General features: G+C 71.7%; 23 protein-coding genes. 7 read left to right on the top strand and 16 right to left on the bottom strand.

Features of this window, described 5'->3' with window-relative positions; all coding sequences use genetic code 11:
- Window positions 1–7 precede the first annotated feature (7 nt).
- The 15 genes from ABZ386_RS08770 to ABZ386_RS08700 form a co-directional block, all read right to left on the bottom strand.
- Window positions 8–1393, bottom strand: a complete 1386-nt coding sequence (locus tag ABZ386_RS08770) for a glycosyltransferase 87 family protein (RefSeq protein ID WP_351344133.1) — start codon at window positions 1391–1393, stop codon at window positions 8–10.
- Complete coding sequence (gene mptB / locus ABZ386_RS08765) at window positions 1390–2784, bottom strand: polyprenol phosphomannose-dependent alpha 1,6 mannosyltransferase MptB (protein WP_358964323.1); 1395 nt, start codon at window positions 2782–2784, stop codon at window positions 1390–1392. Before mptB ends, ABZ386_RS08770 begins: the two co-directional genes overlap by 4 nt.
- Before the next feature lie 181 nt (window positions 2785–2965).
- The gene (locus ABZ386_RS08760; protein WP_351344127.1) at window positions 2966–3889 is read right to left on the bottom strand and encodes a glutaminase; all 924 of its coding nucleotides are present in this window, start codon (window positions 3887–3889) and stop codon (window positions 2966–2968) included.
- Between the two features lie 45 nt (window positions 3890–3934).
- Window positions 3935–5347 carry an aspartate ammonia-lyase gene (aspA, locus tag ABZ386_RS08755; RefSeq protein ID WP_351344124.1) on the bottom strand — a complete coding sequence of 471 codons (1413 nt, stop codon included), beginning with the start codon at window positions 5345–5347 and terminating at the stop codon, window positions 3935–3937.
- A gap of 122 nt (window positions 5348–5469) precedes the next feature.
- Complete coding sequence (locus ABZ386_RS08750; protein ID WP_356617628.1) at window positions 5470–6486, bottom strand: asparaginase; 1017 nt, start codon at window positions 6484–6486, stop codon at window positions 5470–5472.
- A 29-nt stretch (window positions 6487–6515) separates the two neighbouring features.
- Window positions 6516–7958, bottom strand: a complete 1443-nt coding sequence (locus tag ABZ386_RS08745) for an amino acid permease (RefSeq protein ID WP_351344121.1) — start codon at window positions 7956–7958, stop codon at window positions 6516–6518.
- The gene (locus ABZ386_RS08740; RefSeq protein WP_355726501.1) at window positions 7955–8644 is read right to left on the bottom strand and encodes a FadR/GntR family transcriptional regulator; all 690 of its coding nucleotides are present in this window, start codon (window positions 8642–8644) and stop codon (window positions 7955–7957) included. Before ABZ386_RS08740 ends, ABZ386_RS08745 begins: the two co-directional genes overlap by 4 nt.
- A 176-nt stretch (window positions 8645–8820) precedes the next feature.
- Window positions 8821–9657, bottom strand: coding sequence for an undecaprenyl-diphosphate phosphatase (locus ABZ386_RS08735; RefSeq protein ID WP_358964321.1), 837 nt, complete (start codon window positions 9655–9657; stop codon window positions 8821–8823).
- Between the two features lie 81 nt (window positions 9658–9738).
- A complete protein-coding gene (crcB, locus tag ABZ386_RS08730) occupies window positions 9739–10086 on the bottom strand; it encodes a fluoride efflux transporter CrcB (RefSeq protein WP_351344115.1) in 348 nt (115 codons plus the stop codon).
- Entirely contained in the window at window positions 10083–10463 is a 381-nt protein-coding gene (locus tag ABZ386_RS08725) for a DUF190 domain-containing protein (protein WP_351344112.1), read from the bottom strand. Before ABZ386_RS08725 ends, crcB (ABZ386_RS08730) begins: the two co-directional genes overlap by 4 nt.
- Entirely contained in the window at window positions 10460–10915 is a 456-nt protein-coding gene (gene crcB / locus ABZ386_RS08720; RefSeq protein ID WP_351344109.1) for a fluoride efflux transporter CrcB, read from the bottom strand. The genes ABZ386_RS08725 and crcB (ABZ386_RS08720) overlap by 4 nt, the downstream gene beginning before the upstream one ends.
- A 170-nt stretch (window positions 10916–11085) precedes the next feature.
- Window positions 11086–12081: an SMP-30/gluconolactonase/LRE family protein gene (locus ABZ386_RS08715; RefSeq protein WP_356617568.1), complete on the bottom strand. Its 996-nt coding sequence runs from the start codon at window positions 12079–12081 to the stop codon at window positions 11086–11088.
- A gap of 48 nt (window positions 12082–12129) precedes the next feature.
- Window positions 12130–12387: a winged helix-turn-helix domain-containing protein gene (locus ABZ386_RS08710; protein ID WP_114250256.1), complete on the bottom strand. Its 258-nt coding sequence runs from the start codon at window positions 12385–12387 to the stop codon at window positions 12130–12132.
- Window positions 12388–12528: 141 nt separating this feature from the next.
- Entirely contained in the window at window positions 12529–14088 is a 1560-nt protein-coding gene (locus ABZ386_RS08705; RefSeq protein WP_358964319.1) for an arabinogalactan endo-1,4-beta-galactosidase, read from the bottom strand.
- A gap of 111 nt (window positions 14089–14199) precedes the next feature.
- Complete coding sequence (locus ABZ386_RS08700) at window positions 14200–16221, bottom strand: beta-galactosidase (protein ID WP_358964317.1); 2022 nt, start codon at window positions 16219–16221, stop codon at window positions 14200–14202.
- A 184-nt stretch (window positions 16222–16405) separates the two neighbouring features.
- On the opposite strand from ABZ386_RS08700, the gene ABZ386_RS08695 reads away from it, so the two are divergent.
- The 5 genes from ABZ386_RS08695 (at window position 16406) to ABZ386_RS08675 (ending at window position 21054) form a co-directional block, all read left to right on the top strand.
- Entirely contained in the window at window positions 16406–17725 is a 1320-nt protein-coding gene (locus tag ABZ386_RS08695) for an extracellular solute-binding protein (RefSeq protein ID WP_358964315.1), read from the top strand.
- Window positions 17722–18648 (top strand): sugar ABC transporter permease, encoded by a 927-nt coding sequence (locus tag ABZ386_RS08690; RefSeq protein ID WP_356503665.1) that lies wholly within the window; start codon window positions 17722–17724, stop codon window positions 18646–18648. The genes ABZ386_RS08695 and ABZ386_RS08690 overlap by 4 nt, the downstream gene beginning before the upstream one ends.
- Complete coding sequence (locus tag ABZ386_RS08685; RefSeq protein ID WP_355724001.1) at window positions 18645–19553, top strand: carbohydrate ABC transporter permease; 909 nt, start codon at window positions 18645–18647, stop codon at window positions 19551–19553. Before ABZ386_RS08690 ends, ABZ386_RS08685 begins: the two co-directional genes overlap by 4 nt.
- Window positions 19550–20581 (top strand): LacI family DNA-binding transcriptional regulator, encoded by a 1032-nt coding sequence (locus tag ABZ386_RS08680; protein ID WP_114250262.1) that lies wholly within the window; start codon window positions 19550–19552, stop codon window positions 20579–20581. The genes ABZ386_RS08685 and ABZ386_RS08680 overlap by 4 nt, the downstream gene beginning before the upstream one ends.
- 83 nt (window positions 20582–20664) lie before the next feature.
- The gene (locus ABZ386_RS08675; RefSeq protein ID WP_351344088.1) at window positions 20665–21054 is read left to right on the top strand and encodes a MarR family transcriptional regulator; all 390 of its coding nucleotides are present in this window, start codon (window positions 20665–20667) and stop codon (window positions 21052–21054) included.
- 30 nt (window positions 21055–21084) lie between these two features.
- Here ABZ386_RS08675 and ABZ386_RS08670 read toward each other — a convergent pair whose 3' ends face one another.
- The gene (locus ABZ386_RS08670; protein ID WP_358964314.1) at window positions 21085–21486 is read right to left on the bottom strand and encodes an SseB family protein; all 402 of its coding nucleotides are present in this window, start codon (window positions 21484–21486) and stop codon (window positions 21085–21087) included.
- Window positions 21487–21846: 360 nt separating this feature from the next.
- Here ABZ386_RS08670 and ABZ386_RS08665 point away from each other — a divergent pair, with 360 nt between their 5' ends.
- Window positions 21847–24531, top strand: a complete 2685-nt coding sequence (locus ABZ386_RS08665; protein ID WP_358964313.1) for a DUF6185 family protein — start codon at window positions 21847–21849, stop codon at window positions 24529–24531.
- Between the two features lie 141 nt (window positions 24532–24672).
- Window positions 24673–25866, top strand: a complete 1194-nt coding sequence (locus ABZ386_RS08660; protein ID WP_358964312.1) for an MFS transporter — start codon at window positions 24673–24675, stop codon at window positions 25864–25866.
- The last annotated feature ends 8 nt before the right edge of the window (window positions 25867–25874 follow it).

Genomic DNA, 25874 nt, shown 5'->3' with positions numbered 1-25874 from the left:
TGAACCCTCAGGAGGGCGGCGGCTCGGCCGTGTACGAGGAGGCTCGTTCCCTGCTCGACTGGGGGTTCAGGTCGGCCGGGCGGGTCGAGGCGGTGGGCTCGCTCGCGGCGTCGCGCGCTCCCGAGCGGCCGGAGACGACGACGCCCCCGGCGGTCGCCGCGGCCGTCCCCGAGGAGCCCGGGTCCGTCTGGACGGAGGCGGGGCTGATCGCGGGTGCGGCCGGGCTGGGTGCGTCGGTCGTGGTGCTGGTGCTGCGGCTTCCGGTCCGCAGGCCAGGGCGGAGCTGACCGGCCGGCAGCCACAGCAGCAGGCCCAGGGTGATCCAGGCGTACGTGTTGCTGCCCAGGAACCCGTCGACGCCGGACGCGTCGTCGAACCACAGCCACACCACGCTGGTGCACAGCACGGCGTACAGGGCCCCCGCGATCCGGAGGTGCCCCGTGCGGAGCAGGACGGCGAAGGACGGCAGCAGCCACACCAGATGGTGGACCCAGGTGATCGGGCTGACGAGGCAGGCGGCGAGCCCGGTCAGGGCGAACGCGGCCGTCCAGTCCCCCGCCACGGCCGCCCGGCGGGCCCGCACGGCCCACACCCCGAGGATCAGCAGGACCGCCGCCGCCCACACCGCCCGGTCCGGTTCGCCCAGCCGGGCCAGGATGCCCTGGACCGACTGGTTCGAGACATAGCCGAGGCGGCCCACACGGTCGGTGTCCCACAGCGCCTCGGTCCAGTAGAAGCGCGAGGCGTCCGGGTCCACCCAGGCGGCGAGGGCGGTGGCCCCGAGGGCGACGGCCGTGGCGACCGCCGCCGCGCGGCGGCGTCCGGCCACCAGCAGCAGTCCGATGAACAGCGCCGGAGTGAGCTTGATCGCGGCGGCGAGCCCGATGCCGACGCCGGCCAGACGTCCGCGCCCGGTGGCGAGCAGCGCCGCGTCGGTGAGGACGAGGGCGAGGAGCAGCAGGTTCACCTGGCCGAAGCTGAAGGTGTCGCGGAGCGGCTCGAACAGGGCGAGCAGGCAGGCGGTCAGGGCCCAGCCGTACCAGCCGAGGCGATGCCGGTCCGGCCCGGCGAGCAGGCGCAGGACCACGGCCAGGGCCGCCAGGTTGAGCAGCAGGGCGGCGGCGATCGCGGTCCGCAGGTCCAGCAGGGCCATCGGCAGCATGGCGACCGCGGCGAACGGCGGATAGGTGAAGCCGTAGGTCGTGCCCGGCACGCGGTAGTCGTAGATCCGGCCGCCGTGGTGGACCCAGGTGTCGATGCTGCCGTAGTAGACGCGCAGGTCGAACCAGTCGCGCAGCAGCGGGACGGTCGCGGTGAAGACGGTCACCGCCGTGGCGAGACCGAGCACCAGCAGCAGCCGCCCCCGGTCGGTGCGCGGCAGGGCCGGGGTCATGCCGCGCGTCCCAGGGCCGGGGCGAGTTCCGCCTGGTGGGCCTGCCACAGCACGACGACCGCGAGGGCGCCGCCGGAGACGGCCAGCACGAGTTGGCCGGTGTCCGCGGGCCCGCCGCTGGGCAGGACGCACAGCGCGAGCACGCCGGTCACGGCGGCCATGCGGTGGCGTACGGAGGTGCTGGGCGCGGCGGCGGCGATGAGGAACAGGCCCCACAGGGCGTACCAGGGGCGGATCGCCGGGCCGAGGGCGGCCACCGCCGCGAGGCTCAGGCCCAGCGCGTACACCGGCCATGGGCGCAGCCGCAGCCAGATCAGCGCGATGGCGACCACGGCCGCGAGGATGCCCAGCGCGTGCCAGGCGGGGACCGCGAGCGGCGCGAGGTCGCTGCCGAGGTGTTCCAGCAGGGCGCGGGTGGCGCGGCCGAGCAGGGTGGTCAGGGCCCAGTTCTGGGGTGACACGGGGGTGTTGAGGGCGCTTATCCAGCCGTAGCCGGTGCCGGCCGCGGCCGTGGCGGCGACGGTCGTCCCGGCGGCCGCGACGGTGGTGGTCACGAGGGCCTTCGCCGGGCTGCGGCCCGCGCGGACCTGGAGGACGACGACGGCGGCCAGCCCGAGGGCGGCGGGCGCCTTGACCAGGGCGGCCAGCGTGACGAGGACGGCGCCGAGGACCGGCCACCGGCCGAGCGCCGCCACCAGGCCGACGCCGAGCAGGCCCAGCATGACGGCGTCGTTGTGGGCGCCCGCGACCAGGTGCAGCAGGACGAGCGGGTTGAGGGCGCCCAGCCAGAGGGCGGCGGACGGGTCGGCGCCGCTGTGCCGGGCGAGGCGGGGCAGCGCGGCCGCCATGAGTCCGACGCCGGCGAGCGCGACGAGCCGCATCCCGAGGAGTCCGGCGGGCAGTTCACCGCGTGTCAGTCCGGACAGGGCCGCCGCGACGGCGAGGAACACCGGGCCGTACGGGGCGCCGGTGTGCCGCCACAGCGGGGCGACCTCGTCGGCGAGCGGGCCGCCGAGCCGGGACGGCCCGTGCGCGTACACGTCCATGTGCGCCTCGACCATCGCCCCCTGGGCGAGGTAGCTGTAGACGTCCCGGCTGAACAGCGGCGGGGCCAGCAGCAGCGGCGCGGCCCAGACGGCGAGGACGAGCAGCAGGGCGCGGGGAGCGGGTGGCCTCGGGCCGCGCACCAGCCGGCCGAGCAGCGCCCAGGCCGCGATCAGCAGGACGACGCCGAAGTAGACGCCGACCAGGCCGAGGGCGGCGCGAGCGGAGGCCGGGTGGAGGAGGTCCCGTACGGGGAGTGCTCCGGCCGTCTCACCGCCCAGGGCGAGGCAGGCGGTGCCGGCCAGACCGAGTATCTGGCAGCGGCGGAGATCGACGGGGAAAGCCATGGCCAACACTCGGGCAGAGTGTCAACGTGGGGTGGCGGGGAGTTGACGCGGTGCCCTCCGGGGGGAGGCAGAGGTGTGACCGGCCGGTGATCAGGCTGCGTGCCGTGTGCCGGGTGCGGTGGTACGCAGGGTGCGGGCGCGTCGTGGCCGGTCGCGCGGTTCGCCGCTCCCCTTGGGGCGTTCAGAACACCGAGAGACCCGTCAGCGTCGTGAATCTGTCCAGGGCCGCCACACCCGCCACCGAATTGCCCCGTTCGTCCAGGCCCGGGCTCCACACGCAGAGCGTGCAGCGGCCCGGGACGACCGCGATGATGCCGCCGCCCACCCCGCTCTTGCCGGGCAGGCCCACGCGGTAGGCGAAGTCCCCTGCCGCGTCGTACGTACCGCAGGTCAGCATGATCGCGTTGATCTGCTTGGCCTGGCTGCGGGTGAGGAGGCGGGTGCCGTCGGCGCGTATGCCGTGCCGGGCGAGGAAGGTCGTGGCGAGGGCGAGGTCGGCGCAGGACGCTGTGACGGAGCACTGGCGGAAGTACTGGTCGAGCAGGACCGGCACCGGGTTGTCGATGTTGCCGTACGACGCCATGAAGTGGCCGAGCGCGGCGTTCCTGTCGCCGTGGGCGGACTCGGAGGCGGCGACCTCCTTGTCGAAGGTCAGCTCCGTGTTGCCGCTCTCCGCGCGCAGGAATCCCAGCAGTTCCCCCGACGCGTCGCCGGTCCGGGTGTGCAGCCGGTCGGTGACGACGAGGGCGCCCGCGTTGATGAACGGGTTGCGCGGGATGCCGTTCTCGTACTCCAGCTGGACCAGGGAGTTGAAGGGGTTGCCGGAGGGCTCGCGGCCCACGTGTTCCCACAGGGCGTCGCCCTCGCGGGCGAGGTCCAGGGCGAGGGTGAAGACCTTGGTGATGGACTGGGCGGAGAACGGCTGCCGCCAGTCCCCCACCCCGTACACGGTGCCGTCGGGTTCGGCGACGGCCATGCCGAAGCTGCGCGGGTCGCAGGCCGCGAGCGCCGGGATGTAGTCGGCGGGCCGGCCGCGGCCGGGCGTCCGCTCGATCTCCTCCGCGATGCGCTCCAGGACCGGCTGGAAGCTCGTCGACGACGTCATGATCCCGATTGTCCCTCCGTGCCGGTCCCGGTGCGCGTGTGTACGTCAGGCCGCCGGGGCCGGGCCGCTGCCCGCCAGGACCTCGGGGCGCAGGAGGCCGGCGAGGGTCTCGGCGGGGAGCAGGCCCTTCTCCAGGACGAGTTCGGCCACACCCCGGCCGGTGGCGAGGGCCTCCTTGGCGATGTCGGTGGCGGCCGTGTAGCCGATGTGCGGGTTGAGGGCGGTGACCAGGCCGATCGAGTTCTCCACCGTCGCGCGCAGGGCCTCGGTGTTGGCGGTGATGCCGGAGACGCAGCGCTCGGCGAGCGTGAGGCAGGCGGCGCGCAGGTGCGTGATCGACTCCGACAGGGAGTGCAGGATGATCGGCTCGAACGCGTTCAGCTGGAGCTGTCCGGCCTCGGCGGCCATGGTGATGGTGACGTCGTTGCCGATCACCTCGAAGGCGACCTGGTTGACGACCTCCGGGATCACCGGGTTGACCTTGCCGGGCATGATGGACGAACCCGCCTGTACGGGCGGCAGGTTGATCTCGCCCAGGCCGGCACGCGGGCCGGAGGACAGCAGCCGCAGGTCGTTGCAGCTCTTGGAGAGCTTGACCGCGATGCGCTTGAGCACGCCGGACATCTGGACGAAGGCGCCGCAGTCCTGGGTCGCCTCGACCAGGTTGGCCGCGGTCACCAGGGGCAGGCCGGTGATGGCCGCGAGGTGGCGGCGGGCCGACTCGGCGTAGCCGGCGGGGGCGTTGAGCCCGGTGCCGATGGCCGTGGCGCCGAGGTTGATCTCATGGATCAACTCGACGGCCTCGGCAAGACGGGACCGGTCCTCGTCCAGCATGACGGCGTACGCGGAGAACTCCTGACCGAGCGTCATCGGCACCGCGTCCTGCAACTGTGTACGGCCCATCTTGAGCACGTCACGGAACTCGACGGCCTTCCGGGCGAACGCGTCCTGGAGCACGGACATCGCGGTGAGCAACCCGCGGACCGCGAACACCGTCGCGATCTTGACGGCGGTGGGGTAGACGTCGTTGGTGGACTGGCCGAGGTTGACGTCCTCGTTGGGGTGCAGGTACCGGTACTCGCCCTTGGCGTGGCCCAGCAGTTCCAGCGCCCGGTTCGCCACGACCTCGTTGGCGTTCATGTTGGTGGACGTGCCCGCCCCGCCCTGGACGACGTCGACGACGAACTGGTCGTGCAGCTTGCCGTCGCGGATCTCCCGGCAGGCCGCGACGATGGCGGCGGCCTTCTTCGGATCGAGCAGCCCGAGTTCCTCGTTGGCGAGGGCGGCGGCCTCCTTGACGGCCGCCAGGGCGTCGATCAGGTGCGGATAGGCGGAGATGGGCATACCCGTGATCGGGAAGTTCTCCGTGGCCCGCAGGGTGTGCACACCCCAGTAGGCGTCGGCGGGAACATCACGGTCACCGAGCAGATCGTGTTCGGAGCGGGTGGCGGCGGTCATGAGGGTGAGGGATCCCTTTTCTGAGAACTGAGAGTGGACGAGCGCCCCGTCAGGGGCGCGGGGAACTGCGCGATCAGCCACAACAGAGCCGCAGCCGCCGAACGGGAGTACCCGGCACGTGGTCAGGCGCAGGCGGCATCAGCGACCGGCTCCAGCGAGCGAACGGGCCGCACCCGCCCGACCTCCCGCCCGCCCCCGAGCAGCGGCTCGCCCGCGAACTCGGTGAGCAGCTCCGGGTCCACGCCCGCCCGGGCCAACGCGGCGGCAGCCACCGGCACCCGCGCCCGGTTCGCCCCGTCCGCGATCTTCACCGCGACGGCCCGCCCGTCCGGCAGCGCGGCGACCTGCACGCCCTCGAACCCGTCCTTGGTGAGCAGCCCCGGCACGGCCCGCATCAGCGCGGCCACGTCCCGCCCGGAGCCGGAGGCCATCTCCGCGTGCTCGCGCATCGCGTCGGCGACCCGGGCCTCGGGCGTGCCCGGCGCGGCGGTGGTGATCCGGGCGGCGGCGCGGGCGAGGCCGTGCAGGGAGATGGAGAACAGGGGCGCGCCGCAGCCGTCGACGGTCACGCCGGCGATGCGCTGCCCGGTGAGGTCCTCGACGATCTCGGCGATCGCCTGCTGGAGCGGGTGGGCGGGGTCGAGGTAGTTCTCCAGGGGCCAGCCGTTGAGGGTGCAGGTGTAGAGCATGGCCGCGTGCTTGCCGGAGCAGTTCTGGGCGAGCCGGGAGGGCAGCCGGTTCTCGCGCACCCAGGCGTCCCGGACGACCGGGTCGAACGGCAGGTCGGGGACGTTGCGCAGGTGGTCCTCGGTGAGTCCGGCGAGTTCGAGGATGCGCCGGGTGCCGGCGAGGTGGCATTCCTCGCCGGAGTGGCTGGCCGCGGTCAGTGACAGCAGTTCGCCGTGGAGCGGGAGTCCGGCCCGGGCCATGGCCACGGCCTGGACGGGCTTGAGCGCGGAGCGCGGGTAGAAGGCGGCCTCGATGTCTCCGATCTGGAGCTGGACCGCTCCGTCGGCGCCGAGGACGACGACGGAGCCGTAGTGGATGCCTTCGACGATTCCGCCGCGTATGAGGTGGGCGACGGGGGCGTGGACGGGTTCACGGACCAGGGGTGCGTCCGCGAGGGAACTGCTGTACATCACTGCCTGCTTCTGGAGCGGCGCGTCGGTCACGCGTCGGCTCCGGTCGTGGACTTGCGGGCGATACGGCCGCGGATGGCGAACCATCCGGCGACCAGGGCCCCGACGATCAGCGGCAGGCACAGCACGGTGGTGCGTCCCGCGCCGCCGTCGGCGTACATGAGGACCAGGACGGAGGCGAGGAACGCCAGCGTCACGATCTCGGTCCAGGGGGAGCCCGGCAGTCGGTAGCCGGGGCGGGTCAGCTCGCCCTTCTGGGTCTTCTGCCAGAAGAGGAGGTGACAGATCATGATCATGCCCCAGGTGGCGAGGATGCCGATCGCGGCGAAGTTCAGCACGATCTCGAACGCCTCGGCGGGCACGACGAAGTTGAGGCCGACGCCCAGCACGCAGACGCCGCTGGTGAGCAGGATGCCGCCGTAGGGGACCTGGCTGCGGCTCATCACGGAGGTGAACCTGGGCGCGGACCCGGCCATGGCCATGGAGCGCAGGATGCGGCCGGTGGAGTAGAGGCCGGAGTTGAGGGAGGACATGGCGGCGGTGAGGACGACGAGGTTCATCACGCCGCCCGCTGCCGGGACGCCGATGTTGGACAGCACCGTGACGAAGGGGCTCTCCCCCGCCGTGTACTTGTTCCAGGGCAGCAGCATCGACAGCAGGACGACCGAGCCGACGTAGAACAGGCCGACGCGCCACATGATCGAGTTGATCGCCTTCGGCATGATCTTCTCGGGGTTCTCGGTCTCGCCGGCCGCGACGCCGACCAGCTCGACGGAGGCGTAGGCGAAGACGACGCCCTGGATGATCAGCAGCATGGGCAGCAGGCCGTGCGGGAAGACGCCGCCGTTGTCACTGATCAGGGACGGGCCGGGGCTGTGGCCGTCGACGGGGTGCTGGGTGACCAGCAGGAAGATGCCGATGCACATGAAGACGACGAGCGCGCCGACCTTGATGATCGCGAACCAGAACTCCAGCTCGCCGAAGATCTTCACCGAGATCAGGTTCACGGTGAGCACGACCGCCAGCGCGATCAGCGCGATCACCCACTGCGGGATGTCGGAGAACATGCCCCAGTAGTGGGTGTAGGTGGCCACCGCGGTGATGTCGGCGATGCCGGTGGTCGCCCAGTTGAGGAAGTACATCCAGCCGGCGGTGTAGGCGCCCTTCTCGCCCATGAACTCGCGGGCGTACGACACGAAGGCGCCGGAGGAGGGCCGGTAGAGCACGAGTTCGCCGAGGGCGCGGACGACGAGGAAGGCGAAGAGGCCGCAGACCGCGTAGGCGATGAAGAGGGAGGGGCCGGCGTCGGCGAGGCGGCCGCCGGCGCCGAGGAAGAGGCCGGTGCCGATGGCGCCGCCGATGGCGATCATGTTGACGTGCCGGGACTTCAGGGACTTGCTGTAGCCCGCGTCTCCGGCGTCGACATGGCCGGAACGTTTCTGCACGCCGTCGTGCAGGGACTGCTCACTCACGCCTCGGGTCCGCCTTCCATGGGGGTTTCCGTGCTGGTGTCCGTGCGCGGGGAGCGCACGATGTCGGTGAGGGTCGTCTCGACGCGGTCGAGATGGTGGGCCATGGCCTCCACCGCGTCGTTCTCGGAACCGTCGATCAGGGCCTCGACGATCGCCCGGTGCTCGCGGTTGGACTGCTCGCGGCGGCCGCCGAGCTCGTTGAGGAAGGCCGACTGGCGGGCCAGCGCGTCCCGGATCTCCTCGATGACCCGGCGGAACACCGGGTTCTGGGCGGCTTCGGCCACGGCGAGGTGGAACAGCGTGTCCATCGCGACCCACGCGGTGGTGTCCGTCTCCCGCTCCATCCGGTCCAGCAGATGGGCCAGGTGGTCGAGGTTCTCAGGGGTGCGGCGCCGGGCCGCGTACCCGGCGACCGGGATCTCGACGTGGCGGCGCACCTCCAGCAGGTCGCTGGCCGCGTAGTCGCCGAAGGTGGGGTCCTCGACGGTGCTGGCGACGACGAAGGTGCCCTTGCCGGTCCTGGAGACGGTCAGGCCCATGGTCTGCAGGGCCCGCAGCGCCTCGCGCAGCACGGGCCGGGAGACCTCCAGGGTGCGGCACAGCTCCGCCTCGGAGGGGAGCTTGTCGCCGATGGCGTACTCGCCCCGTTCGATGGCACCGCGCAGGTGCGCCAGCACCGCTTCCATGGCACTGACGCGCCGCACGGGCTGTCCGGCTGTCCGGCTGTCTGACAGGTTCACGGGAGAGATACTCCGGGCGACGGGAGGCGGCTGTCAAGGGGTCGCCCCCAAGGGGCGCGGGGAACCGCGCGACGAGCCACGATGGCGCCGCAGACAGCCGGCGGCGCCTCCCGGCAGACCACTCAACTGTGCAGCACACCCGCTCCGAGCAGCCCGAACAGCAGCACTCCCACCACGATCCGGTAGATCACGAACGCGTTGAAGGAGTGCTTGGCGACGAACTTCAGCAGCCAGGCGATGGAGGCGTACGCCACGACGAACGAGACGACCGTGCCCACGGCGAGCGGGGCGGCGCCCACCCCCGTGCCCAGGGCGTCCTTGAGCTCGTAGAGGCCGGCACCGGTGAGCGCGGGGATGCCGAGGAAGAAGGAGAGCCGGGTGGCGGCGACGCGGTCGAGGTCGAGGATGAGCGCCGTGGACATCGTGGCGCCGGAGCGGGAGAAGCCGGGGAAGAGCAGGGCGAGGATCTGGGAGCTGCCGACGAGCATCGCGTCCTTGAACGAGGTGTCGTCCTCACCGCGCTTGTGCCGGCCCATCTGGTCCGCCGCCCACATCACGCCGCTGCCGACGATCAGGGAGCCGGCCACCACCCACAGCGAGGCGAGCGGGCCCTCGATGAGCGGCTTGGCGGCGAGTCCCACGGCGACGATCGGGATCGTCGCGCAGATGACCCACCAGGCGAACTTGTAGTCGTGGTGGTAGCGCTCCTCGCGGTGGCGCAGGCCGCGCCCCCAGGCCGAGACGATCCGCACGATGTCCTTGAAGAAGTACACGAGCACCGCGGCGATCGCGCCGACCTGGATGACGGCCGAGAACCCGACCACGGCGCTGTCGTCGACCGGGATGCCCATGAGCCCCTCGGCGATCTTCAGATGGCCGGTGGAGGAGACGGGCAGGAACTCGGTCACCCCCTCGACGGCTCCGAGGACGACGGCCTGACCGATGCTGATGACGCTCATGGGATCCAGTTCTGATCGGGGGCTGGAGCGGAGGGGACCGTCTTACTACACCCGGACGAGAACGGATCTCATGGACGCGTCTCACCTACCCGCCAGCGCCGCCCCCGCGAAGGCCGCGGCCAGACCGGCCGTCACGCTGACCGCGACGTTGAGGGCGGCCTGGAGACGTGCCCCGGTCTCCGTCAGCCGCAGCGTCTCGTAGGAGAACGTCGAGTACGTCGTCAGGGCCCCGCACAGGCCGGTGCCGAGCAGCAGCTGGACCTGGGTGGCGGCGCCGGTGAGCAGCCCGAGGACCAGGCAGCCGGTGACGTTCACCGTGAAGGTGCCCCAGGGGAAGACCGAGTCGTGCCGGGACTGGACCGCCCGGTCGGTGAGGTAGCGGAGCGGGGCGCCGACCATCGCGCCGCCGATGACCAGCAGCCAGTTCACAACGACTTCTTACCCTTCCTGCCCGTTTCGCCGGGATCGTCGTCCCGGCCGGTGTACCTGATGACCTCGCACTCGTCGAGGGTCACCAGCCCCTCGGTCACCAGCTCGTCGAGCTGCGGGAGGAACGCCCGGACGCGCGGCTCGGTGTCGACGATCACGACGGCGACCGGCAGGTCCTCGCTCAGCGACAGCAGCCGCGAGGTGTGGATCAGGGAGGAGGCGCCGAAGCCCTCGACGCCCCGGAAGACGCTGGCGCCCGCGAGGCCCGCCGTGTGGGCCCGGTGGACGATCTCCGCGGAGAGCGGCTTGTGGTGCCAGGTGTCGTTCTCGCCGACGAGGACGGTCAGGCGCAGGGCCCTGCCGGTCAGCCGTGTCATGGCTGCCTCCACTTCAGGACGCGGCGGGTCGACCAGGCCGCGAGCCACACCGCCGTGAGTGCCGCGAGCGGGGTCACGGCGAGGTAGGTCAGGCCGGTGCGGACGTGGCCGCCGCCGGCCAGCTTCTGGATGTCGACGGCGTAGGTCGAGAAGGTCGTGAAGCCCCCGAGGACTCCGGTGCCGAAGAACGGGCGGACCAGGCGGTGCGCGGCCCTGAACTCGGTGATGACCACCATGAAGACGCCGATCACGGCGCAGCCGACGACGTTGACCCAGAGGGTCGTCCAGGGGAAGCCGCCCGGGTGCGGGGGCCACCACAGGGACGCCGCGTAGCGGGCCGCGGCCCCCACTCCCCCGCCGAGCGCCACGACCGTGACGACGGGGCCCTGGGCGTGCCAGAAGGGCGGACGCGGAGGGGAGTCCGGAACGCGGAGGCTCTCGGGGGTGGTCATGGTGGTGCGTCTCCTACTCGCCGGCGCCCGGGATCGTGCGGGCGCGTGCCGTCGCAAGTAGGGACCGTTGGCGGCGTCCTTGCCGCGGTTCGGGTACGGCGGGCCCCACCGCCGCGCCGCGAGCGTCGTCGCGGCCAGGCGTTCAGGTTAACCCCCGGGGCGGGCCGGGGTCATGTCGGGGAGGGCGGCTCGCAGACCGCCACGCCCGGCTCCCACAGGCTGCCCAGGACGAGGTGCCCGGCCGCCTCGCAGACGCTGGTCACCATGCGGTAGCCGGAGTGGCGGCGGGCGAGGTGGTGGACGACGCGGCCCTCGTCGTCGAAGGCCATGACGGCGATCGTGCCGGTGGGGCGGAACGGGGCGCGCACGGCCACGCGGGCGGCGGCGCGGCGCACCGCGGGGCCGGTGCGGTGGAGCAGGTCGAGGGGCGGGACGCGGGGCCCGGCCAGCGCGACCCAGACCGGTCCGTCGGGGCCGCCGCGCCAGAGGTTGTCGGGCATGCCCGGCAGGTTCTCGGCGAAGGGCTCGCTCCGCCCGGCCCCGGGCCCGGTGAGCCGGAGACGGGTGAGCCGGCGGGCGCCGGTCTCGGCGACGACGAGGAAGGACTCGTCGGCCCCGGCGGCGAGCCCGTTGGCGAACTGCAGTCCGTCCAGCACCACCTCGGGGGTGTCGGTGCCGGGGGCCAGACGCAGCAGCCGTCCCGAGCCGGTGTGCTCGACGATGTCGCCGATCCAGTGCTCCAGGGGGTGGTGGCGGCTGGAGACGGTGAAGTAGACGCTGCCGTCGGAGAGGGCGACCGCGTTGCTGCAGAACCGCAGCCGCTCCCCCGCCACCGAGTCGGCGAGGACGCGGACCGTGCCGTCGCCGGTGTCGACGCGCAGCAGTCCGCGTTCGGCGTCGCAGACCAACAGGTCGCCGTCCGGGAGGAGTTCGAGGCCGAGCGGCCTGCCGCCGGTCTCGGCGACCGGCTCGGCACGGGCGGTGACCGGATCGGCCAGGCCGTCCAGCCGCAGGATGCGGCCGTCCGCCAGGCCGGTCAGTACGCGTCCGTGCGGGTCGGCGACCACGTCCTCGGGGCCGTGGCCCACCGCGACGTAGTGGCGTGGGACGAGTGCCGTGGGACGGTCGAGTGCCGTGGGACGGTCGAGTGCCGTGGGACGGTCCATTGCGCGCGTGTCCTTCACCGTGGGGGAGATTCCGCCGTACCGGGTCGCCTACCAGCCCTTCTCAAACATCCGGGCGACCTCGGCGATCCGCATCTCGTCGCGGTGGTAGCGCACGCGGCCGGCGGACCGGCTGGTGCGCACCATGCCGGTGGCTTCGAGCAGCCGGAGGTGGGTGATCGCGACCGGGCGCGGCAGCGTGAACCGCTCGGCGACGGCGTCCGCGGTGACCCCGTCGGCGGCGGGGCCGGGTTCCTTCAGCCAGGCCAGGATGCGCAGGCGCGTCTCGTCCGTGGGAGTCCTCAGCATGTCGTGCCCCTGCCTCGCGGCTTCGTCCTCTCACCGCGTCTTCCCACTGTGGCGCAGTCGAAGCCGCCGCGTACGGCAGTTCCGTATCGTTGACCGATACGGAACTGCCGTACGCCACAAAGGAGTTCGACCAGGAGCGGGTCAGCGGTGGCGGAACCAGGACATCGATGACAGGGCCCGGTCGTCGTAGCCGAACAGCGCCTGGTTCTCCCAGGCGTTGCCGGAGGAGGCGTCGGTCGGGTCCCAGCCGTTGCCGTTCACCGCGGTCCAGGTCGCCTCCCAGTAGAAGATGCCGAGGCCGCGGCCGTTCGGGACGGCCTCCACGATGCTCATCATGTCGTTCATCCACCGGGTCTGGCCGGACACGCTCGCCGGGTAGCCGGAGACCAGCTCGTCACTGGTGTTGATGATGTTCTCGTGGGAGTCCTCGCCGTCGAGGCGGAACGGGTAGGCGGTCTCGGCGACGAAGACCGGCTTGCCGTAGCGGGAGGCCGCGTCGTCGAGGGTCGTCTGGAACTCGGCCAGGGTGCCGTGCCAGTAGCCGTAGAACGACAGGCCGATCGCGTCGAACTTCACGCCGTTGGTGCGGGCGCTGTCGAACCACCAGCGGGTGCCGGCCAGGTCACCGCCCTCGGCGAGGTGCAGGGCGACGGTGGTGGAGGAGTTGACCGCCTTGACGGCGTCGTAGCCCGAGTTGAGCAGGCCGGCCAGCTGCGTCCAGTTGGAGGTGGATCCCTCGTTCCACAGCATGCCGCCGTTGATCTCGTTGCCGACCTGGACCATGTCGGCGGTGGTGCCCTGCGCCTTCAAGGCGTTCAACACGTCGTACGTGTGGTTGTACACGTCCGTCCTGAGCCGGCTGTACGAGTGTCCGGCCCAGGCGGCGGGCTTGTCCTGGCGGCCGGGGTCGGCCCAGAAGTCCGAGTAGTGGAAGTCGACCAGCAGCTTCATGCCCTGCGCCTTGACGCGCTTGGCCGTGGCCAGGACGCGGGCCTTGTTGTTGTAGCCGTCGGCCGGGTCGACCCACACCTTGAGGCGGGCGTAGTTCATGCCGGACGACTTGAGGATCGCGAGGGCGTCGCCGGCCGTGCCGGAGCTGTTGCGGTAGACGCCGCCCTTGGCCTCGCTCTTGGCCAGGGACGAGACGTCGGCGCCCTTGATCGACGTACCGGACGTACCCGATGCGAAGGTCAGGTCGTCAACATTGATCCAGTTGCCCGCGTTCGCGTCACTGTTGATGCTGATCGTGCACTGGTTGTTGGTCACATTGACCGGCACGACGATCCGGATCCACCCGCCGGCCGAGACCGGCAGGTCGGTGCGCTGTTCGGCGCCGCCGCAGTTCTTCAGCGCTATGTAGGCGGACCTCTGTCCGCCGCCGGAGCGCACCCAGGCGGTGAGCTTGTAGTTCCCGTTGGTGAGCCCCGACAGGTGCTGGTACGTCTCGACCTTGTAGGCGGTGGAGGCCCAGTGGCTCAGGCGGTAGCTCCCGCCGTGGCCGCCGGACTCGGTGAACGAGGCGCCGGTGTCGCCGTACTCGGACCAGCCGCCCGGTGTGGCCGCGCCGGCACCGTCGGCCTCGAAGCCGCCGTTGGTCAGCGTGCTCGCGGCGTGGGCGGTGGTGGCTGGCAGGGCGGTGAGGGCGAGCCCGGCGGCGAGCGGGAGCAGCAGGGCCCGGAGGGTGCGTCTGGGATGGAACATCGTCGTCCGTCGTCCCTTCGACGTGGGGGTGGGGGTGCCTCCCGCCCGCAGCCGGGGCGGAAGAGCCCCTCCGCCCGCGGCTCGTGGCTCGCGCGGGCGGAGGGAGTCGGTTCAGCCGTCGAGCCGGACGACCCGGACGGCTCCGGCCGGGACCGCCAGGCGGCCTGCGGCGCGTTCGCCGGTCAGCAGCTCGGTGCCGGGGGCCTCCAGCGGCACCTTGGCGTCCGAGCCGGCGTGGTTGACGGCGAAGAGGTAGGTGCCCGACTCGCCGGTGCGGCGGACCACTTCGACGTCCCGGGGCAGGTCGGCGCGGGGGGCGAGCCCGGCGTCCTCGCCCGCCATGCCGAGCAGCGTGTCGAGGCCGTCGGCGCCGAGCCGGGTGGAGACGTACCAGGCGGTGCCCTCACCGAGTCGGTGCCGGGTGACGGCGGGCCGCCCGGCGGTCAGGCCGTCGGCGTACGTCAGGACGGTCTCGGCGCCGCGGGGCACGACGAACTCCGTCCACACGTCGGCGTCCAGCTCGGTGCCCTCGGGGCCGGTGACCCGCACCCGTTCGCCGGGCAGCAGCGGGGAGAACTCCTCGACCGTGAGGCCGAGGACGTCCCGCAGGGCGCCCGGGTAGGCGCCCTCGTGGACGGCGTCGTGCTCGTCGACGATGCCGGAGAAGTACGAGACGACCAGGGTGCCTCCGCTCTCGACGTACGCCTTCAGGTTGCGCCCGGCCGTCTCGGTCATCAAGTACAGCGCCGGTACGACGACAAGGGGATACCTCGACACGTCGGCTTCCGGGTGGGCGAAGTCGACGGTGAGGTGGCGGTCGTAGAGGGCTTCGTAGAAGGCGTCGGCGCGCTCGCGGGCGTCGTGGTCCTCGCTGGGGCGCCACTCGAGGTTCTGCGCCCACCAGGAGTGCCAGTCCCAGAGCACGGCCACGTCGGCCTCGGTGCGGGTGCCGCGGATCTCGCTCAAGGTGTCGAGGGACGTGCCGAGTTCGACGACCTCGCGCCACACGCGGGTGTCGGTGCCGCCGTGCGGGAGCATCGCCGAGTGGAACTTCTCGGCGCCGCGCCGGGACTGGCGCCACTGGAAGAACAGGGCGCCCTCGGAGCCGCGGGCCACGTGCGTGAGGGAGTTGCGGGCCATCTGGCCGGGGGCCTTGGCGGGGTTGCGGCGCTGCCAGTTGACGCCGGAGGTGGAGTGCTCCAGCAGCAGCCAGGGGGCGCCGCCCGCGACGGAGCGGGTGAGGTCGGCGGCCATGGCGAGGTTGACGTGGGTACGGCGGCCGTCGGTGATCAGGTAGTGGTCGTTGGTGACGAGGTCGACCTCGCGGCCCCAGGCCCAGTAGTCGACGGAGTCGCACTGGCTCAGCGCCGTCATGAAGTTCGTGGTGACCGGGACGCCCGGTGAGAGGCGGTGCAGGATGTCCCGCTCCATACGGAAGTTCTCGCGCATGGTGGCGTCGGCGAACCGCTTGTAGTCCAGCGCCTGGCTCGGGTTGACGGCCGTCGGTGTGCGGCGGGGCGGGTTGATCTGGTCGAGGTCCGCGTAGCGCTGGCCCCAGAAGGCGGTGCCCCATGCCTCGTTGACGGCGTCGACCGTGCCGTACGTGGTCGCCAGCCAGCGGCGGAAGTGCGCGGCGCACCCGTCGCAGTAGCAGGCCGAGACGGGGACGCCGTACTCGTTGTGCACGTGCCACAGGGCCAGGGCCGGGTGGTCGCCGTAGCGCTCGGCGAGTTTCGTGGTGATGCCGGCCGCGGCCGTGCGGTAGTCGGCGTTGCTGTGGCAGATAGCCGCGCGGGAGCCGAACTCGTGGCGCACGCCGTCGGCCGTCACGGGCAGGGCCTCGGGGTGGGCGCGGTAGAACCACACCGGCGGGCACACCGTGGGGGTGCCGAGGTCGACGCGGACGCCGTTCTCGTGCAGCAGGTCGAGCAGCCGGTCGAGCCAGCCGAAGTCGTACACGCCGGGTGAGGGCTCCAGCAGCGCCCAGGAGAAGATTCCGACGCTCACCAGCGTGACGCCGGCCTCCCGCATCAGCCGGACGTCCTCCTGCCAGACGCTTTCCGGCCACTGCTCGGGGTTGTAGTCCCCACCGAAGGCGAGCCCGGTGAGGCCCGTGGGGGTGGTCTCCGGCATGGATGGTCTCCCGGTCGATCGATCAATTGGGAACGTACACACACAGCGAGGCAGTGCGGAGCCCAACATAACCGCACAGCAACAAGCATTGACAAGTGTCCGGGATGTTTCTCTACTGTGAACGCTCACAGAAGCATGGCAGGTCCTCGCAGCAGGCGGGGACCCCAGGTCAGGGGAGAGATCCATGCCGTACGCGAAGCGCCGCCGCCTCGTGACATCCGCCGTCGCCCTCACGCTCGGCGCCACCACCCTCGCCGCCTGCAGCTCGGGGTCCGGGGACAGCGAGACCGAGTCGGGCCCGGTCTCGCTGACGTACTGGACCTGGACGCCCGGCATGGACAAGGTCGTGGACCTGTGGAACAAGGGGCCGGGCAAGAAGGAGCAGATCACCGTCACGGTGAAGAAGCAGGCGTCCGGCGACACGCTGGTCACCAAGATCCTCACCGCGCACAAGGCGGGCAAGGCCCCCGACCTGGTGCAGGCCGAGTACCAGGCGCTGCCCACGCTGGTCAGCAACGACGCCCTCGCGGACATCTCGGAGCACGTGGACGGGGCGAAGGACAGGTTCGCCGACGGGGTGTGGCAGCAGACCACGCTCGGCACGGACGCCGTGTACGCCGTCCCGCAGGACATCGGGCCGATGATGTTCTACTACCGCGAGGACCTGTTCAAGGAGTACGGCCTGACGGTGCCGACGACCTGGGACGAGTTCGCCGAGACCGCCCGTGAGCTGAAGAAGAAGGCTCCCGACAAGGACCTCACGACCTTCTCCGCCAACGACTCCGGTCTCTTCGCGGGCCTCGCCCAGCAGGCCGGCGCGAAGTGGTGGACGACCTCCGGCGACCAGTGGAAGGTCTCCATCGACGACACGGCCACGCAGAAGGTCGCGAAGTTCTGGGGCGGCCTGGTCGAGGAGGGCGCCATCGGCAACCAGCCGATGTACACCCCGGCCTGGAACAAGGCGCTCAACACCGGCAAGCAGATCGCCTGGGTCAGCGCCGTGTGGGCGCCGGGCACACTGACCACGGCGGCTCCCGAGACCAAGGGCAAGTGGGCGATGGCCCCGCTCCCCCAGTGGTCCGCGAGCGAGAACCGCACCGGCAGCTGGGGCGGCTCCTCCACCGCCGTCACCACCGACTCCAAGCACCAGCAGGCCGCCGCGAAGTTCGCCGCCTGGCTGAACACCGACGGCGACGCCCTCAACGCGCTGGCCAAGGAGAGCGGCATCTACCCGGCCGCCAAGAACGCCCAGACCAGCGGCGCCTTCCTCAAGCCGCCGGCCTACTTCTCCCACCAGGCCGACTTCTACAGCAAGGCCGCCGACATCGCCGAGACCACCGCGCCCTCGGCCTGGGGCCCGAACGTGAACGTCGCCTACACCACGTTCAAGGACGCCTTCGGCGCCGCCGCGAAGAACAAGTCGGACTTCGGCGCCGCGCTGAAGAAGATGCAGGCCGACACGGTCGCCGACATGAAGAAGCAGGGCTTCGAGGTCGCGGAGTGAAAAGCACGGCACGCCGGCAGTCGTACGGGGTCAAGGGAGCCCCGTACGCCTTCCTCCTCCCCGCGGCGATCCTGTTCGCCCTGTTCTTCGCGCTGCCCATCGGCTACGCGGTCTGGCTCAGCCTCCGCAAGGTGAAGGTCTCGGGCCTGGGCCTGGGCTCCGGCGCCCGCAAGGAGGTCTGGGCCGGCCTGGAGAACTACACCGACGCCCTCTCCGACAGCGAGCTGGTGAACGGCACCCTGCGGGTGCTGGGCTACGGCTGCATCGTCGTCCCGGTGATGCTGGGCCTGGCCCTGCTGTTCGCGCTGATGCTGGACTCCGAGAAGGTGCGGCTCGCCCCCTTCACCCGGCTCGCGATCTTCCTGCCGTACGCCATCCCCGGTGTCGTGGCGGCCCTGCTGTGGGGCTTCCTGTACCTGCCGGACGTGAGCCCCTTCTACTTCGTGCTCGACAGACTGGGGCTGCCGCAGCCGGACCTGCTGGACGGCGGGCCGCTCTACCTGGCCCTGTCGAACATCGCCGTGTGGGGCGGCACCGGCTTCAACATGATCGTCATCTACACCTCGCTCCAGGCGATCCCCGCCGAGGTGTACGAGGCGGCGAAGCTGGACGGCGCCACCCCGCTGCAGATCGCCCTGCGGATCAAGATCCCGATGGTGGCTCCGTCGCTGGTGCTGACGTTCTTCTTCTCGATCATCGCCACGGTCCAGGTGTTCAACGAGCCCACCACCCTCAAGCCGCTCACCAACTCCGTGTCCACGACGTGGAGTCCGCTGATGAAGGTGTACCGGGACGCCTTCGGCGAGGGCGACATCCACGGGGCCGCCGCGCAGGCCGTGATCATCGCCTTCGCCACGCTCGTGCTGTCCTTCGGCTTCCTGCGAGCCGCGAACCGTCGTCAGAAGCAGGAGGCAGCTCGATGAGTTCCCTTGCCGTCCCCCAGGCCGAGCCGGTGGCGGGCAGCACCCCCGGCACCGCCCAGGACCGCCCGCCGCTGCGCCGCCGGATCGCCCTGGTCCCGACCGCCACGCTGCTCCTGGGCGCCCTCTACTGCCTGCTGCCGGTGGCCTGGGTGGTCATCGCGGCCACCAAGTCCGGCAGTGAGCTGTTCTCCACCTTCACCTTCCTGCCCGGCACGGGCTTCGTCGACAACGTCCAGGACCTGAGCGCCTACCGCGACGGCGTCTACTGGGAGTGGATGGTCAACTCCGCGCTGTACGCCGGGCTCGGCGCGCTGCTGTCGACGTGCGTCTCGGCGATCAGCGGGTACGCGCTGGCGACCTACCGCTTCCGCGGCCGCGAGGCGATCTTCAACGTGCTGCTCGCGGGTGTGCTGATGCCGCCGGTGATCCTGGCCATCCCGCAGTACCTGCTGCTGGCGAAGGCCGACCTCACCGACTCCTACCTGTCGGTGCTGCTGCCGCAGATCCTCTTCCCGTACGGCGTCTACCTCGCGCGGATCTACGCCGCCGCCGCGGTGCCCGCCGACGTGATCGAGGCCGGGCGCATGGACGGGGCGAGCGAGTGGCGGATCTTCACGCGGATCGCGCTGCCGATGATGATCCCCGGCATGGTGACGGTGTTCCTCTTCCAGTTCGTGGCGATCTGGAACAACTTCCTGCTGCCGTACATCATGCTCAGCGACGACGAGAAGTTCCCGATCACCCTCGGCCTGTTCACGTTGCTGGAGCAGGGCGCCAACACCCCGGCGCTGTACACCCTGGTGATCACGGGCGCGTTCCTCGCGGTGCTGCCGCTGATCGCCCTCTTCCTGGTCATCCAGCGGTTCTGGAGTCTGGATCTGCTCTCCGGAGCCGTAAAGTCATGACCATGAACGCTGCGGGGGGCAGGCGCAGGCCGCCCACGATCCACGACGTGGCGCGCGAGGCGGGAGTCTCGCGCGGCACCGTCTCGCGCGTCCTCAACGGCGGCCACTACGTCAGCCCGGCCGCCCAGGAGGCGGTCAACGCGGCGATCCGCAAGACGGGCTACGTCGTCAACCGGCACGCCCGCTCCCTGATCACCGGGCGGTCCGACTCGATCGGCTTCCTGCTCACCGAGCCGCAGGAGCGGTTCTTCGAGGACCCGAACTTCAACGTCCTGCTGCGCGGCTGCACCCAGGCGCTCGCCGCGCACGACATCCCGCTGCTGCTGATGCTGGCGGGCACGGAGGACGAACGGCGGCGCATCACGCGGTACATCACCGCCGGGCACGTGGACGGGGTGCTGCTGGTCTCCAGCCACTCCGGCGACCCGGTCGCCGAGCAGCTGCGCGGGGCCGGTGTGCCGTTGGTCGCGTGCGGCAAGCCGATCGGGCTGGGCTCGAAGGTGAGTTACGTGGCCGCCGACGACCGCGACGGCGCCCGGGACATGGTGCGCCACCTGCTGTCGCTCGGGCGGCGCCGGGTGGGCATGGTGACCGGTCCGCTGGACACGCCCGGCGGTGTCGAGCGGCTCGCCGGCTACAAGGAGGTGCTCGCGGAGGCGGGCCTGGAGTTCGACGAGCGGCTCGTCGTCTCCGGCGACTACAGCCGGGCCAGCGGTGAGGCGGGCGCCGAGCGCCTGCTGGCGCAGGCCCCGGACATGGACGCGGTGTTCGTCGCCTCCGACCTGATGGCGCAAGGGGTGCTGGCGGCGCTCCAGCGGGCCGGGCGGCGCGTGCCGCAGGACGTCGCGGTCGGCGGCTTCGACGACTCCCCGGCCGCGCTCGACTCCCGCCCCGAGCTCACGACCATCCGACAGCCCTGGGACCGCATCAGCGCCGAGATGGTCCGGGTGCTGCTGGCGCAGATCGGGGGCGAGGACCCGGCGGCGGTGATCCTGCCGACGGAGCTGGTGAAGCGGGAGTCGACGTAGGGGCGGCGGGTCCGGGTGGGCCTGCCGCCGCGGGCACTGCATGCACACTCATGGAGCCCCGTGACCGGTGTTACCGTGCACATATGGCAGCGAAAACGGCTGGTGCGCGGCTCGAGGAACGGTGGCGGGACATCCTGTCGGCGCACGCGCGCACGATGTGCGAGATCGACCGGGCGCTGCATCCGCACGGCCTCGGCGCGTCCGATTTCGAGGTCCTGGACATCCTCGCGACCGCGGCGCCCGAGGAGGGCGAGCAGTGCCGGGTGCAGAACCTGGTGGGGCGGGTGCACCTCAGCCAGAGCGCGCTGTCGCGGTTGATCGCCCGGCTGGAGAAGGACGGGCTGGTGACGCGCTCGGTGTGTGCGGAGGACCGGCGCGGAGTGTGGGTGGCCCTGACGTCCAAGGGCCGTGACCTGCACGCCGAGGTGCTGCCGCTGCAGCGGGCCGCGCTGGCCCGGACCCTGGGCGAGTAGACCGCCCGGGCCCGGACGGAGCCGGTCGCCCTACGGGCGTGCCAGCAGGGTGCGCACTCCCTCCGAGGTGAGCGTCAGGCGGTGCTCGGAGCTGCCGTCGATGGTGAGCGACAGGTCGTCGGCCGGCCACTGCGCTGCGAGCGCGCCGAGCGGTACCAGACGGTAGCGGGACACGAACGGCAGCAGCCCGGCCATCTCCATCTCGGAGGTGAACACGGGCACCACCGGATCGCCGCCCGGCTGCTCCAGCACCGGCAGGGCCACCGCCGAGGGGTTGGCGACGTCGGCGTCGTTCGCGTCGTCGGGCACGGGGATGAGCACGTCGCTGTTGGCGAGCGCGTCCAGAGCCGCCGCGTCCTCCGTGTTCTCGGCGAGGACGTCCAGAGCCCGCTGGGCGGGCGTGGGCGTGGGGTCGTTTGCGGGTGTCTCCATGGCAGATTCCCTGGTAGCGGCGGTCGTGCGGCCTGCCCGGGGCCAGATTCCCCCCGGACGCGGTCCTGCTCGCGTACCCGATCGACACCGGCGCAATCCTGTGGATCTCCGGGTTTCGCGGGGCCGTGGCCAAGGCTCCGGAGGGGGCGGGTGGGGGGACGCCTTGCCGGCACCTACCGGGGCAGCGCCGGGGAAGCCCCGAGGAACCGGCAGGACAGAGCGTCCTCCCTCCCTCGCTCCCCCGGCCCCGTCCGGTTCCACGCGGACACGGGGCGGGCTCCCCATCGGACAAGCGGTCCGTCACGCCCGAGCCCGGCCGTCCGCGGCCGTCGGCCGACAGCCCCGGCCACTGTCAGTGCCATGCGTCATGATGTGCCGTACGACGTCCTGTGGGGGGCAGGTTTTTTGATGAGTCGCGTGTGCGCGTGGGTCGTGTCGGTCGTGATGTGCCTGGTGTACGTGCTGGCCGGGGCCTTCGCCGCCCGGGCGGTGGAGTCGTCGGCGGGTGACCGGTGCGAGAGTGCCGGACTCACCGGGGCCGAGGTCACGACCTCGGTGCGGCTGGAGCATGAAGACCACACGTACACGAAGGTCGTCACCGAACTCACGGTCGACGTCCCCGGCACCTGGCCGCTCGCGCACGATCTGCTGCTCAGCGAGGACAGCAGCCGCTACGTCAGGGCCATGTCCTGCCTCAGCAGGGGCACACCGGAGGAACCCGCCCACGAGTCCGACTCCGAGCGCTGGTCCGAGTGGCGTTCCGGTCATCCGTCGGTGACGTCGACGGGCGGCAGGATCAAGGTCGACTACGAGGCGTACGGCTGGGTCGACCTCAGCTCCGCCACCGAGGTGGGCGTGTGGCGGGTCCAGCCGGCCGCCGACGGGGAATGGTCCCTGGAGCTCATGGCGCCGCCCGCCCTGCGGAGCGCCTGGTGGGACGAGATCACCGTGGATCCGGGACGCCCCGGAGCCCTGCGGGCGGAGCCCGAACCGAGAGCGGGCGACGGCGCCACCGCCTTGGTGTGGCGTCCCGGCCGGGTGGGGCAGGCGACGGACCGGGCGGACGCGGAGATGCCCGAGGAGTTGCGCGTGACCGTCACGACGCGGCCGTCATGGCAGCGCTCCTGGGCCGCCCGGGGAGATCAGCCGACGGCCATGGGGCTGGACCTCCTGGGTTCCATGCTCTGGGTCGGTCTGACATCCGCCCTGCTGCTGACGGCGCTTCGGCGCTACCGCGACCGTCCCGGCCTGCCGACCGACGCCCAGCGGCGCAGCGCGGGCAACCTGCGGCGATGGGCCCTGGCGGCGCTCCCCCTCTACCTGCTGGCTCAGTCGGAGAGTCTGATCGACCGGCTTCTGCAGGACAGAGTCCCGCTTCTCTTCGACCTCCAACTCACCGTCAAGCACGGTCTCGCCCTGGCCTGCGTCGCGCTGCTGCTCCTCTTCGCCCGGCCGCCGGCGCGCATCCGCCGGGCGGTCGTCGCCGTGGCGCTCGTGCCGGTCGCGACCACCGCCCTGATGTGGACGGTGGTCGAGCCCCCGACGAGCTATCTCGTGTCGGAGAAGGAGTACGGGCCGCTGGAGACGGGCCTCGCCCTGCAGACCGCCGGCTCCGTCAGCGTCGTGGCGCTGCTCCTGCTCGCCTTCACGGCCGCCGCCTGGCGCATGGCCGACGACGGGCTGATGCTGCCCAGGAGCCGCCGCCACCCAGGGCAGGACCGGCAACTGCTGCTGGGCACGGCCCTGTCGGCGGTCCTCGTGGCCGCCGCGCTCATGGCGGTGGGCTTCGCCGTGGCGGAGGAGCGCAACTGGCAGCGGATCGCCTGGCTGGCCGATCCGGTGAATCCCGAGTACGGGGCGGATCACCGGGCGGACTTCCTCTGGCAGGCGATGTGGTCGGTGACCTACGTCGACAGCTGGCTCATCGGCCACCACGCCTGGCTGCTCACGAGCCTGGCCGCGGTGGCGGTCCTCCGCACCTGGCACGACACCGCCTCGCTGTCGCCGCTGGACGATCCGGCGGACCGTCTGCTGCTGCTCGCGTTCTTCCCGATCGCGACCGGTCTGGATGTCCAGAACCACCTCGGCAGTGCCCTGCTCGAATCCCTCTGGATACCGCTCTACATGCTCGCGCTGTACGGAGTGGCGACGCTCCTGGCCCACCGGTCCGTCCTGGCCCGGCCTTTCGAGACGTCGGGGCGGCCCCTGGCGACGGTGGTGGGTCCGACGGCCCGCGGCAAGCTGCTGGCCAAGGCCCGCTCCTACCGGGAGATCCATGCCGAGCTGCGCCGCCTGGACCAGGGGCTCTTCGGAGACGTACCGCCCGAACGGGCCGCTCTGGAGCGGAAGTTGGAGGACCTGCACGACTGGGTCGTGATCAGTGTCCCCGGAACGGCCCCCGAGCGGCTGCCGGCCGACGTGTCCGTGGTGGACGCGGCGCTGGCGCTCGGGCCCCGGGACGACTGGTGGGGCAACGGCGTGCGAGGTGCCCGCCTCGCGCTGCTGCCGGGGCTCCTGGCCGCCGTCGTCAACACCTGGGCCGACTGGATTCGAGGGGAAGCCTGGCAGAACACGCTCTCCGACCTGATCGGCCTGCCCGGCCTGACAGCCACGCTCGCCTCCTGGACGGCCTCGTTCGCCGCGGCCGGCTTCGTCCTGGGCGCGTTGTGGCGGGTGCTGCCGGGGCGCCGGGGAGCGAGCAAGGCCATCCCGGTCGCGTGCGCGTTCGCCGTGCCCGCCGCGCTCGACGGACTGGTCGGCTGGTTCACCCGCGAGGGCGCCACCAACCTGGCGCTGCAGATCTCGACCATGCTGTTCGTCCTCACGGTCACCGCGATCGCGCTCGACCTGGACACGTTCCGGGGCGAGCGGCGCTACTGGCAGAGCCGCCTGGGGTTGCTCCTGTCCGTCTACCAGATGCGCTACTACTCCCTTCAAGTCGCGTATCTCATCGGCCAGATCATCGCCATCATCACGATCTGGCAGTTCTTCGCGGAACCCGACGCCGTCCCGTCCCAGAACGAGGCGCCGCCCGACCGTTCCTAGCTTCCGGCAGGAGCCGCGCAGCATCTCGCCCGCCCCGTCACAAACATGTTGACGCCCCGTATGTTACCGGTAACATCACCTGTGCTCCAGCGTCCGCGCCTGTCCCCCACCCGCCCCGGTGGGCCGTCCCCCGGAGTCCGTGTGAGCGAACAGCAGACCGCGCGGCGTGCCGCGCCGCTCTCCCCGGCTGCCGCCGCCCCGGTCTTCAGCCGGGCCGCCGTGGTCGCCTCCTGCGTGGGCTTCGTGCTCATCGGTGCGCTGCAGGCCCTGTACGGACCCGCCGTGCCCGCGTTCCGGAAGGAGTTCGGGCTCTCCCCCTCCGCCGCGGGGCTCGCGCTCAGTGCCCACTTCGTGGGCGGCGTGGCCGGAGTGCTGCTGTTCGACCGGTTCTACGGCCGGATCGGCAACCGGACCCTCCTGGGCTGCTCCTACCTGCTGATGGCCGTGGGCGCGGCGGGCTTCGCACTCGTGCCGCACTGGCCCACCGCGCTGGCGGCGGCCCTGCTCGCCGGGCTCGGCTTCGGCGGCATCGACTACGGGCTCAACCAGCTGTTCGCCGTGGGCTTCGGCCACCGTTCGACCGCGATGCTGAACATCCTCAACGCCCACTTCGGCATCGGCGCCGTGCTCGGCCCCGCCCTGATCGGCGCGGTCGGCTCGCAGCACTACCCGGCCGTCTTCCTCGGCTTCGCCCTCGCCAACCTGCCGTTGCTGCTGTGCCTGCGGGGCGTGCGGAACGACCCGCCGCTCCCGGCCGGCACCGAGACCGGCGGCGGCTCGGTCCTCGGCCGGAGCCTCGGCTCGGTGCTCGCCGTCTTCGTCGCGCTCTACGTGCTGCACGTCGGCGTCGAGGCCGGTGTCGGCGGCTGGGAGCCCACGCATCTGGAGACCGTCGGCTACAGCGCGGGCGTCGCGGCCACCGCCACCTCCGTGTACTGGCTGATGATGACCGTCGGCCGCTTCCTGGTCGCCCCGCTCGCGCTGCGCTTCTCCGCCCAGGCCATCATCACCGTGTCGTGCGCCGGCATGACGGTGTGTCTGCTGGCCGCGACCGTGCCGGCGCTGGCGCCGTACGCGTACGCCGGTGTCGGCATGTTCATCGCGCCGATCTTCCCCACCGGCCTGCCCTGGCTGAACCGGGCCGCCCCGCGGGCCCGCCGCGCCGGTGCCCTGGTCATCGCGGCCTCCATGGCCGGAGGTGTCGTCGCCGGGCCCGCGCTCGGCAAGGCCATCGAGTGGTCCGGGATCCGCGCGGTACCGCTGCTGCTGTGCGGGGTCTCCGCACTCTGCCTGGCCGCCACGCTCTGGCTGGTCCGCGGCACCCGTTCCCACTGACTCCCTCC

The organism is Streptomyces sp. NPDC006140 (genome assembly GCF_040628815.1).
GTDB lineage: Bacteria > Actinomycetota > Actinomycetes > Streptomycetales > Streptomycetaceae > Streptomyces.
Note: the sequence above shows the minus strand (reverse complement) of the source record. Positions and strands in the feature narration are given on the sequence as shown.